Here is a 16,257-nt window from a genome sequence, read left to right as displayed (position 1 = left end):
GCGCTGTGCTCCTCCTGTGCGCGTGCGTACGGGCCTCGGAGGGCCTGGGAGGGCCTCCGCGTCGGGTCACTCGCGCTCGTAGACTCGGCCGGTGCCCGACGTGCCCCGCGAGACGACGACCCCGGACGGTGTCCCGCACGTCGCGGAGGTCGGCGTCGGGCCGTGGGAGGGGCCGTGGCCTGAGGGTGCGCACTGGGACCCCGAGCTGCTGGCCCACGGTGACCGCCGCAACGTCGTCGACGCCTATCGGTACTGGCGCCACGACGCGATCGTCGCCGACCTCGACACCCGCCGGCACGCCTTCCACGTCGCCGTCGAGAACTGGGGTCACGACTTCAACATCGGCTCGGTCATCCGCACGGCCAACGCCATGGGGGCGCGGGCGTTCCACATCGTCGGCCGCCGGCGCTGGAACCGGCGCGGGGCCATGGTCACCGACCGCTACCAGCACGAGCACCACCACGCCGACGCCGACGCCCTGGCCGCGTGGGCGCGGGGTGCCGGGCTCGTCCTCGTCGGGGTCGACAACCTGCCCGGGTCGCTACCGCTCGAGACCTACGACCTGCCGCGCGGCTGCGTCCTCGTGTTCGGCCAGGAGGGGCCGGGCCTGAGCGAGCCGATGCGAGCCGCCTGCGAGGTGGTGCTGCACATCGAGCAGTTCGGCTCGACCCGCTCGATCAACGCGGGAGCGGCGGCGGCGGTGGCGATGCACGCCTGGGTGCGCCGCCACGTCTTCGACCAGCGCCCCTGACGCCTCAGGCGGAGGGGTCGCGGCCTCGCCAGCGCAGGGGCTCCTCGGCGTACTCCTCGACGACGTGCGCGGCGACGCCGAACGAGCGGGCCACCTGGAAGAGCACCTCGCCCGCGGCCGCCGGCAGCCCGAGGGCGTGCAGGGCGGCGGCGCTCGCGAGGTCGATGTTCGGCAGGGCCCCGGTGCGCTCGGCGACGACCCCGGCCAGCGCCTCGACCCGCTCGAGGACCGGCTCGGCACCCGGCAGCCGGCGCACCCGGTCGAGCACGACCTCGGCCCTCGGGTCGCCGTCGGGGTAGAGGAAGTGCCCGAAGCCGGGCACGACGCCGTGCGTCCGAAGCGCTCGCGCCACCGCGTCGGACGCCGACGTGCCCGCCGGCCCGGACGCGTCGGACCCGTCAGCGGCGCCCGCTGCGTCGGCGAGGAGGGCGTGGGCGGCCACGGGTGCCGCGCCGTGCAGCGGTCCGGCCATCGCGGCGTACGCGGCGACGAGGCAGTCGTGCAGTCCGGCACGGGTCGAGGCGGCCACCCGGGCGGCGACGGTCGAGGCGGTGAGGCCGTGGTCGAGCAGCGTCACGAGCAGGACGCCGACGACCTCGGACGCGTGGGCGCCGGGCTCCCCGCCGAGCGCCGCGAGCGTCAGGTCGGCGAGCGGGTCGAGCGTGGCCCCTGCGCGGACACGGGCGCCCGAGGCCAGGGCAACCGCACCGGCCACGACGGCGGGCGCGGCCCCACGGACCCGATCGGGATCGGTGTCGCCGGCGAACGGGTCGGACGCGGCGAGCAGCTGCACGGCGACCGGTACCCGCCGCTCGAGCGGGAGGCGGACGAGCGCGCGGGCCGCCGGGCGCACGGCGTCGGTGAGCCGCGGCATCCGCGGGAGGGGTGCGTCGGCGTCCGAGAACCCTTGGGCTGCAAGGGAACCGAGAACCAGCCCGGCGACGCGCTCGACCGACCCCGCCTCGACCGCAGCCTCCAGGGGCACGCCGCGGTAGCGCAGCTCGCCCTCGACCTGGCTGCTGACGCCGGTGGCCACGGTGCGGAACCGGAGGACCGACTGCGGCGTGCCGACGGCGCGCGTGGCCGAGGCCATGGCCTCCACCTGGGCCCGGTCGAAGAGGCTCTCCTGCTGGCCGGGGCGCCGCTCGCTGCGGAGCAGCCCGCGGCTGACGTAGGCGTAGAGCGTCGCGCGCTTGACGCCGAGACGCTGGGCGGCCTCGGTCGTCGTGATCCACGGGCTGCGCGGTGCCGGCACGGCTCCTCCTCGGGTGGCTGATGGCGTCGGTGTTGACCGGATCAACGTTGACCAGATCAACATTGACGATGTTGATCAACATGGCTGAGGGTGACGAGTGAACCCGAGAGGAGCACGTCATGTCCACCCACACCCCAGCCCCGACGCCCGCCGGCTTCGTCGTCGTGCCACCCGGACTCGCCAAGGTCGTCGTCACCGACACCGAGATCGGCGACGTCCGCGGCGACGAGGGTTTCTTCCACTACCGGCAGTACTCGGCCGTCGACCTCGCCGAGGCGGTCGGCTTCGAGGAGGCCTGGCACCTGCTCTTCCACGGACACCTGCCCTCCGCGTCCGAGCTCGACGCCCTGCGCGCCGAGGCCGACCGGCTGCGGGTCCTGCCGCCCGCGCTCGCCGACCTGCTGCCGGCGATCTGCGCCACGACGACCGACTCGCTCCAGGTGCTGCGCACCGCGCTGTCGGCGTGGGGCGGCATCACCGGCCAGCGGCCGCTCTACGACGCGGGTGAGCAGGAGCGGCTCGCCTCGGCCATGGCGGCCGTCGCGGTCACGCCGACCATCCTCGCTGCCTCGCACCGCCTCCAGCGCGGTCTCGAGCCGGTCCCCGCCGACCCGGGCCTCGACCACGCCACCGACTACCTGCGGATGGTCACCGGCTCGCTGCCCACCGAGCGCGACGCGCGCGCCGTCGAGCAGTACCTCGTTTCGACGATGGACCACGGGTTCAACGCCTCCACGTTCACCGCCCGCGTCATCGCGAGCACCGGCGCCGACCTCGCGGCCTGCCTCGTCGGGGCCATCGGCTCGTTCGCCGGCCCGCGTCACGGCGGAGCCCCGAGCCGCGCCCTCGAGGCGCTCGAGCAGATCGGCACCCCCGACCGCGCCGAGCCGTGGGTCCGCGAGCAGGTCGGCAGCGGGGCGCGGATCATGGGCTTCGGCCACGCCGTCTACCGCACCCACGACCCCCGCTCGGAGATGCTCAAGGGCGTCGCCCGGCGCTGGGACGACCCGCTCGTCGACTTCGCCATCGGCGTCGAGGCGACGATCGAGCGGGTCCTGGCCGAGCTCAAGCCGGACCGCCCGCTCTACGCCAACGTCGAGTACTACGCCGGCGTCGTCATGCGCCTGGCCGGGCTCGAGCCGAGCATGTTCACCCCGACGTTCTGCGTGGCCCGCTCCGTCGGCTGGACCGCGAACGTCCTCGAGCAGGCCCGCGACCCGAAGATCATCCGGCCCGCGGCGCGCTACGTCGGCCCGCCGCCCCCGCAGCCGGTGCCGGCGCGCACGCCGGCGACCGCCTGACCGACGCAGGGCGCCCGCCCCCTAGGTTGGTGCCCGGCACGGTGACGCGCGTCGCCGGGCCGGGCGCCAGGGGAAGGGGCAGACGTGGAGGTCGGCGAACCGCTCGGGCTCGGGGGTGCCCCCGGTGCGACCCGCCCGCACTCATCGTTCGCGCGCTTCTGGTTCGCCGACGCGGTGAGCAACCTCGGCACGTTCGTCTCGGCGCTCGCGCTGCAGCTGCTCCTCATCGAGACCCTGCACGCCGACCAGGTGGCCATCGGCGTCGTGCGCTCGGCCCAGTTCCTGCCGTACCTGCTCTTCGGACTCGTCGCCGGCGTCGTCGTGGACCGGGTGCGCCGTCGCCCGCTGCTCATCGGGGCCGACGTGCTCTGCGCGGCGCTGCTCGGCACCGTCGGGTTCCTCGCCCTCGCCGGGCACCTCACCGTGCCAGTGCTCGCCGTGCTCGTGTTCGTCGTCGGCTCGGCCTCGATGTTCTTCAGCGCCGCGCACCAGTCCCTGCTGCCGGCGATCGTGCCACCGGAGCGGCTGCCCCGGGCCAACGCCCGCCTCTCGCAGACCTACTCGGCCACCCAGTCGCTGGGGCCGCTCGTCGGTGGGGCCCTCGTGCGCCTGCTGACGGCACCCGTCGCCGTGCTCGTCGACGCCGCGTCGTACGCCGTCTCCGCGGCCACCCTCGCGACGGTGCGCGTCGAGGAGCCACGGCCGGAGCGGGCCCAGCGGCGCCACCTGTGGGCCGAGCTGCGCGAGGGCGCGGCGTGGGTCTACCGCCACGCGACGCTCGGGCCCTACGCCGTGTCGCTGCACCTGTGGTTCTTCGGCAACGGCATCGTCACCACCGTCCTGGTGTACTTCGCGACCACCGAGCTGCACCTCGACGCGCTCGCCGTCGGGTTCGTGCTCGCGGCCACCGGGGTCACGGGCATCGTGGGTGCGGGGCTCGCGCCGCGCCTCGGGGTCCGGTTCGGCACCGGGCGCGTCGTCGTGGCCATGGAGTGGGCCAACCCGGCGGCGTACGCGCTCCTGCTGCTCGCCCGGCCCGGGCCGTGGGCGCTGGTGTGGCTGCTGCTGGCCAACGCCCTCTTCGGCCTGGCCATGGGGGTCAAGGACCCGCTGACGATGAGCCACCGCAACCTCGTGACGCCGGACCGGCTCCGCGGCCGGATGAACGCCACGATCCGCTCCTTCAACTGGGGCAGCATCGCCATCGCGGCCCCGCTCGGCGGCTGGCTCGCCGCGTCGTTCGGCAACCGCCTCGCCATCGGCGTCGGCGTGCTCGGGCTCGTGGCCTCGGCGCTGTGGCTCTGGCTCTCGCCCTACCGGCACGTCACCGTCGACGGGGAGCGCCCGCCGGGCGCCCGGGCGTGACAACGGGCCCCGACCACCACGGTCGAGGCCCGTTCGGCGCGGCCCGGGGGAGCGATCCGGGCCACGCACCACGCATCCGGCGTCCCCTCCACCGTAGGGGCCGGCGACGACGTCCGGCACCCGCTGTCGGTCTGCACTCGGCAAGGACTTCGCATCCGCAGGTCGGCTGCGGGTAAGGGGCGTCCCGCCTCAGTCGGTCGCCCGCAGCGCCTGGCGCCACGACACGCGTCCCCGCGTCTGCAGCAGCGACCGCCGGTAGATGCGCTCGCCGACCACGACGGTGGCGGCCGAGAACACGACCATGACGAGCAGCGAGAGCACCGCCTCCCACCACGTCGCGTCGCCGGCGAGGATGCGCGCCGGCATCGTCACGACCGAGGCCACCGGCACGTACGACGCGACCGTGAGGGCCGTGCCGCTCAGGCCGAAGCTGACGACGTAGACGAGCATGAGCACGGTCGTCATCGGGGCCGTGGTGCTCTGCAGGTCCTCGGTGCGCGAGGCGAGCGCGCCGGCCACCGCGAAGAGGCAGGCCAGGGCGAAGAACCCGACCGCGAAGAAGAGGACGAACCACACGACCGCCGTCGACAGCGTCGGCAGCAGGGCCGAGAAGTCGGTGAACGACACCATGACGAGCCCCACCCCGGCGATGAGCACCACCTGGGCCAGGGCGATGGCGGAGTTGCCGACGACCTTGCCGGCGAGCAGCTGGCGCACCGGGATGGCGGTGGCGATGATCTCGACGAGGCGCGACTGCTTCTCCTCGACGACGCTCGCCGCGATCTGCTGGCCGAACATCATCGCCGACATGAAGAAGAGCAGCGCGAAGGCGAAGGTGACGGCCTTGACGAAGCCGGCGTCGGTGCCGGCGCCCGAGAACCGGTCGAGCGACAGGGCCGACCCCTGCTCGAGCGAGGTCAGGCTGGTGCCGGCCGCCGTGGCGTTGCGGTCGAGGGCGTCGGTGCGCACCGCCTGCTCGAGCGCGGTGCGCAGGCCCGAGGGCACGTCGTCGGCGGACGTCGCGGCCCAGCCGGTGGCCGTGCGGTGCAGCCACACGTCGGCGTCGCCGTCGGTCACGGCGGTCCGGGCCGCCGACGCGTCGGCCACCGGCTTCGTCGTGACGACGACCGTGTCGTCGGTGGTGTGCGCCACCCGGCCGGTGGCCGCCACGAGCGGCCCCGCGGCGGGCGCGTCGGTCGTGCTGACGGCGACGGTCCACGTGGTCGTGCGGCCGGACTGCCAGGCCGCGAAGGCGCCGTAGCCGGCGATGAATAGCAGGGTCAGGGCGGTCGAGACGAGGAAGGCGCGGTTGGTGAGCCGCACGACGACCTCGCGCATCGCGACCACGGTCCACGCCCGGCCGACGCCGTCGTGGGCCGGGAGCCGGGTGGCCGGGGCGTCGCGCCGGTCGGAGCGGTTGCTCGTGGTGGTCATGCCGTCACCTCGCGGTAGATCTGGGCCAGCGACGGACGCTGGGGCGTGAACTCGTGGACGTCGCCGCGTCGGACCGCCTCGGCGAGCAGCGCCCGCTCGGCGCCGGGCTCGACGACCTCGACGAGCGCGCTCGTGCCCTCGACGTCGACGGCGAGGATCCCGGGCACGCCGCGCACCCAGCCGGCGTCGCCCGACAGCACGATGCGGTGGCGCACCACCGAGCGCGAGCGCAGCTCGTCCGGGGTGCCGTTGGCGACGACGCGGCCGCGGGAGAGCACGACGAGCCGCTCGCAGAGCCGCTCGACGAGGTCGAGCTGGTGGCTGGAGAACAGGACGGGGACGCCGCGGGCCGTGTGCTCGCGCAGCAGGTCGGCCATGTTGTCGACGGCGACCGGGTCGAGGCCGCTGAACGGCTCGTCGAGGACGAGGGCCTGCGGCTCGCCCATGAGGGCGGCGATGATCTGCACCCGCTGCTGGTTGCCGAGCGACAGCTTCTCGACGTGGTCCTTGGCGCGCTCGGTGAGGCCGAGCCGCTCGAGGTGCTCGGTGACCGAGGCCCGCGCGGCGCTCGTGGACAGGCCGCGCAGCCGGCCGAGGTAGACGAGCTGGTCGAGGACCGGCTGCTTGGGGTACAGCCCGCGCTCCTCCGGCATGTAGCCGAAGCGGCGGCGGTCGCCCGCGGTGATCGGCCGGCCGTCCCAGAGCACCTCGCCGCTCGTGGGGGCCAGCACGCCCATGACCATCCGCATCGTCGTCGTCTTGCCGGCACCGTTGCCACCGACGAAGCCGGTGAGCAGGCCCGGCAGGACGGCGAACGACACGTCGTCGACGGCCCGCACCTGCCCGAACGACCGGGTCAGGCCGCGTACCTCGACGCCTCCGGTCGCGGCCCCCGGCGGGGGTGCGGTGCCGGTGTCCGGGTGGTCGGCCGGGTGGTCCGGGTGGTCCGGGCGGTGGTCCGACCGGTGGTGCGTGTCCCCGAAAGTCGTCATGCCTCCACGCTAGGCCGGGGAGTCGCCGGCGGGATCAGCCCGCAGGCGGAACGTCGGCGTCCCCCGCGCGGATGAGTCCGGCCTCGTAGGCGAGGACGACGGCCTGGACGCGGTCGCGCAGGTGCAGCTTGGACAGCACGTTCGACACGTGGGTCTTGACGGTCGCCTCGCCCAGCACGAGGTGGGCGGCGATCTCGGCGTTCGACAGGCCGCGCCCGACGAGGCCGAGCACCTCGGTCTCGCGCGGCGTCAGCCGGTCGAGCCGCTGGTCGCGCGCTTCCTCGGCACGTGCGGATCCGCCTGTGGCCGTGGTCGGCCCGACCGACGCGTCACCACTCGTCATGCGCTCGATGACCCGACGCGTCACCTCGGGCGCGAGCAGCGCGTGTCCACCGGCGACGGCGCGGACGGCGTCGACGAGCTGCTCGGGCTCGGCGTTCTTCAGCAGGAAGCCGCTCGCCCCGGCGGCGAGCCCGGCGAACACGTAGTCGTCGCGGTCGAACGTCGTGAGGATGACGACCTTCGACAGGTCGCCCTCGACGATGCGGCGGGTGGCCTCGATGCCGTCGAGCACCGGCATCTGCACGTCCATGAGCACGACGTCGGGCCGCAGCTCGGTGGCGCGCCGCACCGCCTCGGCGCCGTCGGCGGCCTCGCCGACCACCTGGAGGTCGTCCTCCACCGACAGGATGAGGGAGAAGCCGGAACGGACCAGCTGCTGGTCGTCGACGAGCAGGACGGTCGTCACGGGGTCTCCTCCGACAGCGGCATGCGGACGCGCACACGGTAGCCGCCGGTGACGCGCGGGCCGATCTCGCCGACGCCGCCGTGCGTCGCGAGGCGTTCGCGGATCCCCAACAGCCCCAAGCCGGTTCCCGAGGTGCCGGTGCGGGGGCGTCCGTCGTCGAGCACCTCGACCTCGGCGTACCCGTGCGCGAAGCCGGGCTCGGGGCGTCGGTCGACGCGCACGAACACCTGCGCCGTGCGCGCCGTCGAGTGGCGGCGCACGTTCGACAGCGCCTCCTGCACGGTCCGGTAGAGGGAGAGGCCCAGCGGCCCGGGCACGGCGTCGAGCGCGCCCGGGGCGTCCTCGACGACGTGGCACCGCGCGTCGAGTCCGGACCCTCGGGTCTGCTCGACCAGCCCGCCGATGTCGGCGAGGCGCGGCTCCGGCGCGCGGGGCACCGGCTCGGCGTCCTCGTCGGCCGACCGGAGGGTGCCGAGCAGCGCCCGCATCTGGGTCACCGCCTCGCGCGAGGACGCCTCCATCGAGCGCAGCGACGCCTCGGCGACGTCGGCGTCGCGCCGGAGCGTGCGCCGGGCCGCGGCCGCCTGGATGCCGATGACCGAGACGTGGTGGGCCACGACGTCGTGCAGCTCGCGGGCGATGCGGAGGCGCTCCTCGACGACGGCCCGGCGCTGCAGCTCGGCGGCCTGCTCCTCGATGGTGTGGGCCTGGGCGGCGAGCCGGTCGCGGTGCAGCGCGGCGCGCCAGGCCGCCTGCCCGCCGATGATGGCGCCGCCGAAGTAGAAGACGTTGACGAGCAGCGTGTAGACGACGTACGCCGTGGCCGGGGAGAACAGGCCCTGGCGCGTCAGCGGGGTCCCCGCGTGACCCAGGGCCTCCTCGACACCGCTGCCGACCGCCAGCTGCCAGGTGAGCCAGCCGAACATGAGCAGGACGATGCCGGTGACGACCGCGAGCATCGCCCGGCGGTCACGGGCCCACGCCACCCCGGTGAAGATGCCGAGGAAGTACACGACCTGCATCGGCATCGACACCGCCACCGAGGGCAGGGTGATGCCGACGACGAAGAAGTGCGCCGAGAGCCACACCGCCACGAGCAGCGGCCGCTGCCGGCGCCAGGCGAGGGGCAGGGTGCCGGCGGCGACGGCGACGTGCGGCCAGACGTAGGAGCCGGCGGAGCTCCCGAGGGCGTCGATGCTCCGCAGCAGCTCGACGCCGAGCGACCCGGCGACGAGGAATGCTGCCGCCAGCACCGCGTCGGTCCGGCGGGCGCGGGCGGGGTCGTCGGGCACGCGCTCCCACGTCTCGTCGACGCCGAACCACGCCGCCAGGCGGGTCCGCCACGGGCCGCCGGGCGCAGGGTGTCGGGTCGCCATGGCGCCAGCGTAGGCAGTGCGCGCCGGCGGGGCCTCCCCCTGGGGACGGAGCCCGTGCGGGAGGTCCGCGTGCCGGGAGTACGGTCTGCGCATGGGCACCCACACCTCGGTCCTCGACGTCTCGACGATGCGTTCGCGCCTGGACCGGTTGCGGAGCCACGCGGCCGACGCCGGCCTCGCGTCGGTCGTCGTCTCGCCGGGCTCGGACCTGCGCTACCTCGTGGGGGTGGCCGGGTCCTCGTTCGAGCGGCTCACGGCCCTCGTCGTGCCGACCGACGCCTCCGTGGCGCCGGTGTTCGTCTCGCCGAGGCTCGAGTTCGCGGGCCTCGGGCACGTGCCCTTCGGCGACCTCGGCGTCGAGGTGCGCACGTGGGTCGACGGGGAGGACGCGTACGCGCTCGCCCTCGCCGGCGTGCCCGGTGGGCCGGTGGCCGTGTCCGACATGACGCCGGCGCTGCACGCCCTGCGGCTGCGCGACGCCGGAGCCGCCGAGCAGCAGCTGGCCGGGCCGGTCCTGCGCGAGCTGCGGATGCGCAAGGACGCCGCCGAGCTGGAGCAGCTGCGCCTCGCCGGTGCCGCCATCGACCGGGTCCACGCGCGGGTCGGGGAGTGGCTCCGACCGGGTCGCACCGAGGCGGAGGTCGCCGCCGACATCGCGGCCGCGATCGTCGAGGAAGGCCACGCCGCAGCCGATTTCGTCATCGTCGGGTCAGGCCCGAACGGCGCCAGCCCGCACCACGAGGTCAGCGACCGCGTCGTGCAGCAGGGCGACGTCGTCGTCGTCGACATCGGCGGCCCGCTGCCCTCGGGCTACAACTCCGACAGCACCCGCACCTACGCCGTCGGCTCGCCGAGCGACCCCGACGTCGCGGAGGCCTACGCGGCCCTGCAGGCCGCGCAGCAGGCGTCGGTCGACGCCGTCCGCCCCGGCGTCACGTGCCAGGACGTCGACCGCGCGGGTCGTGAGGTGCTCGCCGAGGCGGGCCTCGCCGAGCACTTCATCCACCGCACCGGCCACGGCATCGGCCTCGACGTGCACGAGGAGCCGTACGTCGTCGAGGGCAACGACCTCCCGCTCGAGGCCGGCATGACGTTCAGCATCGAGCCGGGCGTCTACCTCGCCGGTCGCTGGGGCGCGCGCATCGAGGACATCGTCGCCGTCACCGACACCGGAGTCGAGCGCTTCAACACCCGCCCCACCGAGCTCGCCGTCCTCTGACGTCCCGCCCTCACCGCGAGAAAGTGCCCACTCGACTCGAGAACGCCGTCGAGTGGGCGGTTGGACTCACGGGTCACGAGTCGAAGCCGACGCCCATCCGGTCGAGCGCCTTCAGCCACAGGTTGCGGCGCCCGGTGCGGTCCTCGGCGGCCAGCGAGGCGCGGGTGGCGGTCACGGCGGCATAGCGCACCGGCTCGGGCGGGAAGGGCACCGGCTTGCGGCGCACCATCCCGAGCCGGGTCAGCTCGGTGTCCTTGCCGTCGACGAGGTCGAGGGCCACCGCCGCACCGAACCGCGTCGAGGCCACGCCGAGCCCGGTGTAGCCGACGGCGTAGGCCATCCGCCCGCCGAGCGCCGTGCCGAAGACCGGCGTGAACCGTGACGTCGTGTCGATGACGCCGGCCCACCGGTGCGTGAACCGGATGCCCTCGAGCTGCGGGAAGAGGTCGAGGAAGTGGTCGGCGAGCAGCCCGTGCGAGGCGTCGTTCTGCTCGAGCGCCGGGTCGATGCGGCCCGGGAAGTGGTAGTTGGCGTCGTACCCGCCGAAGAGCACCCGGTCGTCGAGCGTCCTTCTGTAGTAGTGGAACTGGTTGCCGGCGTCGGTGAGGCCCTCGCGTCCCTCCCAGCCGATGGCGGCCAGCTGGGCCGGCGTCAGGGGCTCGGTCATGAGCACGTGGTCGTACACCGGCAGCACCCACGCGCTGAACCGCTTGAGCACGCCCTGCGAGGCGTTGGTGCCGATGACGACGCGTCCGGCGTGGATCGACCCGGCGTCCAGCCGCACCCGCACCCCCGAGCCCTCGGCGTCGAACCCGGTGGCGCGCGTGTGCTCGTGGATCCGCACCCCGAGCGCCTCGGCGGCGCGGGCCAACCCCCAGACGAGGCGGGCCGGGTCGACGAGGGCCACCTCCGGGTCGAACATGCCCGCGAGGTAGCGGGGCGAGTCGACACGCGCGCGCGCCTGGTCGGCGTCGAGCAGCTCGACCGGCACGCCGTGCGCGCGGTGCAGCTCGTAGGACTCGTGCACCGACGGCACCTGGTGCTCGGTGAGGGCCAGGGTCAGCTCGCCCGGGCGGTGCAGGTCGGCGTCGATGCCGTGGCGCTCCAGGGTGGCGACGATGCCGTCGAAGTTCCCGGCGGCGAGACGGTCGAGCGTGCCCATCTCGTCGGGCCAGCAGGCCACCCCCTGGGCGAGCCCGTGGGTCAGCGACGGCGCCATGAAGCCGCCGTTGCGCCCCGACGCGCCGTCGGCGAGGCGTCCGGCCTCCACGACGACGACCTCGCGCGAGGGGTCGGCCTCCTTGGCCTGCAGGGCCGCCCACAGGCCGGTGAACCCGCCGCCGACGACGAGCAGGTCGGTGCGCGGCGCAGCGCCCGTCAGCGCCGGCCGCGGGTCGGGCCGCTCGGGACGGTCGGTCCAGAAGGGGACCGGCCGGGCGTCGGCCAGCGCCCGCGTGGCCCGGTCGCTCAGTGGTCGGTCGGGCCCGTGGGGGCGGGCGGCGCTGCGCGCGTGGAAAAGAGGCATGACGAGACGGATTCGACCATGCTTGGCTGGCTCTGTGAACCCCTCTTCGTTCCAGAGCGATGCCCCACCTGCCGACACCTCCGAGCTCCTCCGCGTCTTCCACGACGAGACCCGGGCGCCGATCCGCGTCGGCACCCCGCAGCGACCCCTCGAGGTCGACGGCCTCGTGCGGCGCGAGTACGAGCCCGACGGTGGGCGCTGGAACATGATCGAGAGCCCCGACGGCCTCGGCCCCGACCCGGCCGAGTGGGACGCCGTCATCGAGCGGCAGCGCGACTTCTTCGCCGAGCGCGGCCTGCGCGTCGAGTGGAAGACCTACGACTACGACGAGCCGGCCGACCTCGGCGAGCGCCTCGTCCGCGCCGGCTTCGTCAAGGAGGACGACGAGGCGCTGATCCTCGGCGAGGCCGCCCCTCTCGCCGCGCAGGAGATCGACCTGCCCGAGGGCGTCGTCGTGCGCGCCGCCGACTCCGACGCCGACTTCGAGCGGATGGCCGAGATGCTCGAGGTCGTCTGGGGTGAGCCGCAGCCGTGGGTGCTCGACTCGCTGCTGCCGCGCTGGACCGCGGAGCCGGGGTCGATGGACGTCGTCGTCGTCGAGGAGGACCGCGAGGGCCCGGTCCTGTGCGCGGCCCGCTCGGAGTACGACACGAGCCGGTTCACCGGACTGTGGGGCGGCTCGACGCTGCCGGACTGGCGCGGCCGCGGCCTCTACCGGGCCACGCTGCTGCACCGGGCGCGTCTCGGCCTGGCCCGCGGCAACGACTTCGTCCGCGTCGACGCCTCGCCCGACTCCGAGCCGATCCTGCGGCGCCTGGGCCTGCACCGGGTGGCGACGACGACCCCCTACGTCTTCGACCCGACGACGCGCTGAGCGGGCGCTCACCGAGGAGTGGGCACCGCTGACCGGACGCAGGTCGGCGTGGCAGGATCGTCCGCGGACCGGATCGCCGTGGGGCCCACCATCCGCAGACAGCGCCCCACCCGCACGAGACAGCAGGAGACGCCATGCCCATCGCCACCCCCGAGGTGTACGCCGACATGCTCGACCGCGCGAAGGCCGGCTCCTTCGCGTACCCCGCCATCAACGTCTCGAGCTCGCAGACGCTGAACGCGGCCCTGAAGGGCTTCGCCGACGCGGGCTCCGACGGCATCATCCAGGTCTCGACCGGCGGCGCCGACTACCTCTCCGGCCCGAGCATCAAGAACATGGTGAGCGGCTCGCTCGCCTTCGCCGCGTACGCGCACGAGGTGGCCAAGAACTACCCCGTCAACATCGCGCTGCACACCGACCACTGCCCCAAGGACAAGCTCGACGGCTTCGTGCGCCCGCTGCTCGCGGCCTCGACCGAGCGGGTCAAGGCCGGCGGCACGCCGTGGTTCCAGTCGCACATGTGGGACGGCTCGGCCGTGCCCCTCGAGGAGAACCTCTCGATCGCCCGTGAGCTGCTCGACCTCGCCAAGGCCGCGGACGTCGTCCTCGAGATCGAGGTCGGCGTCGTCGGCGGCGAGGAGGACGGCGTCGCCCACGAGATCAACGACAAGCTGTACTCGACGCCCGCCGACGCCATCGCCACCGTCAAGGCCCTCGGCGCCGGCGAGAACGGCCGCTACCTGACCGCCCTGACGTTCGGCAACGTCCACGGCGTCTACAAGCCGGGCAACGTCAAGCTGCGCCCCGAGGTGCTCCTCGAGGCCCAGAAGGCCGCCGCCCAGGAGCTCGGCCTCTCCGACGACGCGCGCCCGTTCGACCTCGTCTTCCACGGCGGCTCGGGCTCGCTGCCGGAGGAGATCTCGGCGGCCGTCGACTTCGGCGTCGTCAAGATGAACGTCGACACCGACACCCAGTACGCCTTCACCCGCAAGATCGCCGACTGGATGATCTCCGGCTACGCCGGCGTGCTCAAGGTCGACGGCGAGGTCGGCAACAAGAAGCAGTACGACCCGCGCGCGTGGGGCAAGGCGGCCGAGGAGGCCATGGCGGTGCGCATCGTCGAGGCGTGCTCCGCGCTGCGTTCGGCGGGCACGCACCAGTGAGCGACAACCTGCTCGGCATCCCCGAGACCCGTCTCGCCGTCGACCCGGCCGCCGAGAAGCTCGCGGCCGGCGTCGATCCGGTGCAGGTGGCCGCCGCCTACCCGGCGAGCTCGCTCGCGTGGGCGACCCTCGCCGAGGACGCGCTCGCCGACGGCGACCGCGACGTCGAGGCCTACGCCTACGCGCGCACCGGCTACCACCGCGCGCTCGATGCCCTGCGCAAGTCCGGCTGGCGCGGCCAGGGCCCCGTGCCGTGGTCGCACGAGCCCAACCGTGGGTTCCTCCGGGCGCTCGCGGCGCTCTCGCGCGCGGCCCGCGCGATCGGGGAGTCCGACGAGGAGCAGCGCTGCGCGCAGTTCCTCCGCGACTCCTCGGCAGAGGGCGCCCGCGAGCTCGGGCTCTGAGGACTGCCGCCACCGCATGACGCTGTTCTGCTCCGACGTCGACGGCACGCTGCTCGACCACCGACGCACCCTGTCCGACCGCACCGTCGCCGCCATCCGGGCGGTGCGGTCGGCGGGGCACACGTTCGTGCTGTGCAGCTCGCGCATGCCCGCCTCGCTCGAGGGGCTCGAGCGGCTCTGCGGCGTCGAGCCGACGCCGCTCATCGCCTACAACGGCGGCCTCGTCCTGCGCGCCGACCGGTCGGTCGTCACCGACGTGGCGATCGCGCCCGACGACGCCCGGGCGGCCTACGACGCGTGCGCTCTGCTCGGCCTCCACGCGAGCTTCTTCGCCGGGGACGACTGGTACGCCTGGGGGCCCGACCGCTGGACCGAGCGCGAGGCGACCATCACCGCCGTCGACCCGAGCGACGCGTCCGCCCACGAGTACGTCGCGAGCGGACGCGTCGACACCCGCCCGCCGCACAAGGTGATGGCCATGGGCGACCCGCGCCTCGTCGACGACCTGGAGGCCGCCCTCGCCGGCCGGGCCGGCCTCGTGACCTACCGCTCGAAGGACACCTACCTCGAGATCGCGAGCGCGGCCTGCTCCAAGGGCGACGGGCTGCGGGCGCTGGCGGGCGAGCTCGGCGTCGACGTCGCCGACACCGTCTTCTTCGGCGACAACCACAACGACGTCTCCGCCTTCGCCGTCGCGGGCACCGCGGTCGCCGTGGCCAACGCCGTCGACCCGGCGCTCGACGCCGCGTCGGTCGTCACCGGGCACCACCGCGAGGACGGCGTCGCCGAGTACCTCGAGGGATGGCTCGCGCGCGCCTGACGCCCCGTCCGGGAGGCTCGACCCGGAGGATGCTTGACCCTGACACGGTGTCAGACGGTCGGCTGGGGGGACCATGTTGAGTATCGGAGACTTCGCCCGGCTCGCCGGGGTGTCGGTGCGCATGCTGCGCCACTACGACGCCCTCGGCCTGCTCCGGCCCGCCCGCGTCGACCCGGCGTCCGGCTACCGGTCCTACTCGGCCGCGCAGCTCGACCGGGCCAACCGGCTCGTCGCGCTCAAGGACCTCGGGTTCACCCTCGAGGACTGCGGGCGGCTGCTCGGCGACGACGTGCCCGTCGAACAGCTGCGCGGCATGCTGCGGCTGCGTCGGGCCGAGCTCGCCGCGCAGATCGACGCCGACCGCGCGCGGTTGGAGCAGGTCGAGCACCGTCTCCGGATGATCGAGAAGGAGAACGCCATGTCACCGTCAGTCGTCCTCGACGCCTACACCGAGCAGGCGCTGCCCGCGGTCCGCGTCGTCCAGCTGTCCGGACGCGTGTCCGACGGACAGCAGGTCGGCGAGGTCGTCGGCCCCCTGTTCGGGCGGGTCGACCACGCCGTCCACGCAGCCCGCCTCGAGCCCACCGGGCCCTCGATCGGCCACTACACGATGGACGGCGAGGCGATGGTCGCCGCCGCGGCCTACCCCGTCGGCCCCGACGTGGGTGCCGACGCGGCTGCCGCGGCCGGCCTCGAGCTGGCCGAGCTGTCGGCCGAACCCCGCGCCCTCGTCACGACGCTGCGCGGGCCGCTCAGCGACATCGGCGAGGCCTGGCAGACGCTCTCGCGCGAGGTCGAGGCGCGCGGGCTCAGCTTCGCCGGGCCGTGCCGCGAGGTCTACCACGCGTCCGGCGAGGACGGCCCCGACCACTGGGTCATCGAGCTGCAGCAACCCGTCGCCTGAGCGGTCACCGCGTCCGCCCTCTGCGTTGCTCCGCAGGACGAGCCACCAGACGGGTGGCTCACCACGTGGAGCAACGCAGAGCGCACGCGGAGTCCCGGGGACCACGCGGCGGGACCCTGTCGGCTG

The 16,257-nt window shown here is 74.4% G+C and carries 15 protein-coding genes; 9 read left to right on the top strand and 6 right to left on the bottom strand.

What is annotated here, in order from left to right; genetic code table 11:
* Positions 1–91 precede the first annotated feature (91 nt).
* Positions 92–751 carry a TrmH family RNA methyltransferase gene (locus tag BIV28_RS16245; protein ID WP_076263544.1) on the top strand — a complete coding sequence of 220 codons (660 nt, stop codon included), beginning with the start codon at positions 92–94 and terminating at the stop codon, positions 749–751.
* A 4-nt stretch (positions 752–755) separates the two neighbouring features.
* On the opposite strand, the gene BIV28_RS16240 is transcribed toward BIV28_RS16245, so the two are convergent.
* Positions 756–2,006: a citrate synthase gene (locus BIV28_RS16240; RefSeq protein WP_076263543.1), complete on the bottom strand. Its 1,251-nt coding sequence runs from the start codon at positions 2,004–2,006 to the stop codon at positions 756–758.
* Positions 2,007–2,125: 119 nt separating this feature from the next.
* Between BIV28_RS16240 and BIV28_RS16235 the strand changes: the two genes are divergently transcribed.
* Positions 2,126–3,307: a citrate/2-methylcitrate synthase gene (locus BIV28_RS16235; RefSeq protein WP_076263541.1), complete on the top strand. Its 1,182-nt coding sequence runs from the start codon at positions 2,126–2,128 to the stop codon at positions 3,305–3,307.
* A gap of 84 nt (positions 3,308–3,391) precedes the next feature.
* Positions 3,392–4,672, top strand: coding sequence for an MFS transporter (locus tag BIV28_RS16230; protein WP_083707425.1), 1,281 nt, complete (start codon positions 3,392–3,394; stop codon positions 4,670–4,672).
* Between the two features lie 189 nt (positions 4,673–4,861).
* Here the strand turns inward: BIV28_RS16230 and BIV28_RS16225 are convergent, their stop codons facing one another.
* Genes BIV28_RS16225 through BIV28_RS16210 form a run of 4 tightly spaced genes read right to left on the bottom strand, consistent with a single transcriptional unit; the run spans position 4,862 to position 9,222 of the window.
* Entirely contained in the window at positions 4,862–6,106 is a 1,245-nt protein-coding gene (locus BIV28_RS16225) for an ABC transporter permease (RefSeq protein WP_083707424.1), read from the bottom strand.
* Positions 6,103–7,098: an ABC transporter ATP-binding protein gene (locus tag BIV28_RS16220; RefSeq protein ID WP_083707423.1), complete on the bottom strand. Its 996-nt coding sequence runs from the start codon at positions 7,096–7,098 to the stop codon at positions 6,103–6,105. The genes BIV28_RS16225 and BIV28_RS16220 overlap by 4 nt, the downstream gene beginning before the upstream one ends.
* Positions 7,099–7,132: 34 nt before the next feature.
* Positions 7,133–7,846, bottom strand: a complete 714-nt coding sequence (locus tag BIV28_RS16215; protein WP_076263540.1) for a response regulator — start codon at positions 7,844–7,846, stop codon at positions 7,133–7,135.
* Positions 7,843–9,222 carry a sensor histidine kinase gene (locus tag BIV28_RS16210; protein ID WP_076263538.1) on the bottom strand — a complete coding sequence of 460 codons (1,380 nt, stop codon included), beginning with the start codon at positions 9,220–9,222 and terminating at the stop codon, positions 7,843–7,845. Before BIV28_RS16210 ends, BIV28_RS16215 begins: the two co-directional genes overlap by 4 nt.
* A 91-nt stretch (positions 9,223–9,313) precedes the next feature.
* On the opposite strand from BIV28_RS16210, the gene BIV28_RS16205 reads away from it, so the two are divergent.
* Positions 9,314–10,441, top strand: a complete 1,128-nt coding sequence (locus BIV28_RS16205) for a M24 family metallopeptidase (RefSeq protein ID WP_076263536.1) — start codon at positions 9,314–9,316, stop codon at positions 10,439–10,441.
* A gap of 73 nt (positions 10,442–10,514) precedes the next feature.
* Here the strand turns inward: BIV28_RS16205 and BIV28_RS16200 are convergent, their stop codons facing one another.
* Complete coding sequence (locus BIV28_RS16200; protein WP_083707422.1) at positions 10,515–11,966, bottom strand: NAD(P)/FAD-dependent oxidoreductase; 1,452 nt, start codon at positions 11,964–11,966, stop codon at positions 10,515–10,517.
* A gap of 34 nt (positions 11,967–12,000) precedes the next feature.
* Here BIV28_RS16200 and BIV28_RS16195 point away from each other — a divergent pair, with 34 nt between their 5' ends.
* The 5 genes from BIV28_RS16195 to BIV28_RS16175 all read left to right on the top strand — a co-directional run bounded on the left by BIV28_RS16195 (position 12,001) and on the right by BIV28_RS16175 (position 16,131).
* The gene (locus BIV28_RS16195; RefSeq protein WP_076263535.1) at positions 12,001–12,840 is read left to right on the top strand and encodes a GNAT family N-acetyltransferase; all 840 of its coding nucleotides are present in this window, start codon (positions 12,001–12,003) and stop codon (positions 12,838–12,840) included.
* 134 nt (positions 12,841–12,974) lie between these two features.
* On the top strand, positions 12,975–14,003 hold the full coding sequence (gene fbaA / locus BIV28_RS16190; protein ID WP_076263533.1) for a class II fructose-bisphosphate aldolase: 1,029 nt from the start codon (positions 12,975–12,977) through the stop codon (positions 14,001–14,003).
* Positions 14,000–14,407, top strand: a complete 408-nt coding sequence (locus BIV28_RS16185) for a DUF3151 domain-containing protein (protein WP_076263614.1) — start codon at positions 14,000–14,002, stop codon at positions 14,405–14,407. Before fbaA ends, BIV28_RS16185 begins: the two co-directional genes overlap by 4 nt.
* A gap of 16 nt (positions 14,408–14,423) precedes the next feature.
* Positions 14,424–15,227 (top strand): Cof-type HAD-IIB family hydrolase, encoded by an 804-nt coding sequence (locus BIV28_RS16180; protein ID WP_076263531.1) that lies wholly within the window; start codon positions 14,424–14,426, stop codon positions 15,225–15,227.
* Between the two features lie 73 nt (positions 15,228–15,300).
* On the top strand, positions 15,301–16,131 hold the full coding sequence (locus BIV28_RS16175; RefSeq protein ID WP_076263529.1) for a MerR family transcriptional regulator: 831 nt from the start codon (positions 15,301–15,303) through the stop codon (positions 16,129–16,131).
* Positions 16,132–16,257: the final 126 nt, after the last annotated feature.

Source organism: Intrasporangium flavum, from assembly GCF_001956915.1.
Lineage (GTDB): Bacteria > Actinomycetota > Actinomycetes > Actinomycetales > Dermatophilaceae > Monashia > Monashia flava.
Note: the sequence above shows the minus strand (reverse complement) of the source record. Positions and strands in the feature narration are given on the sequence as shown.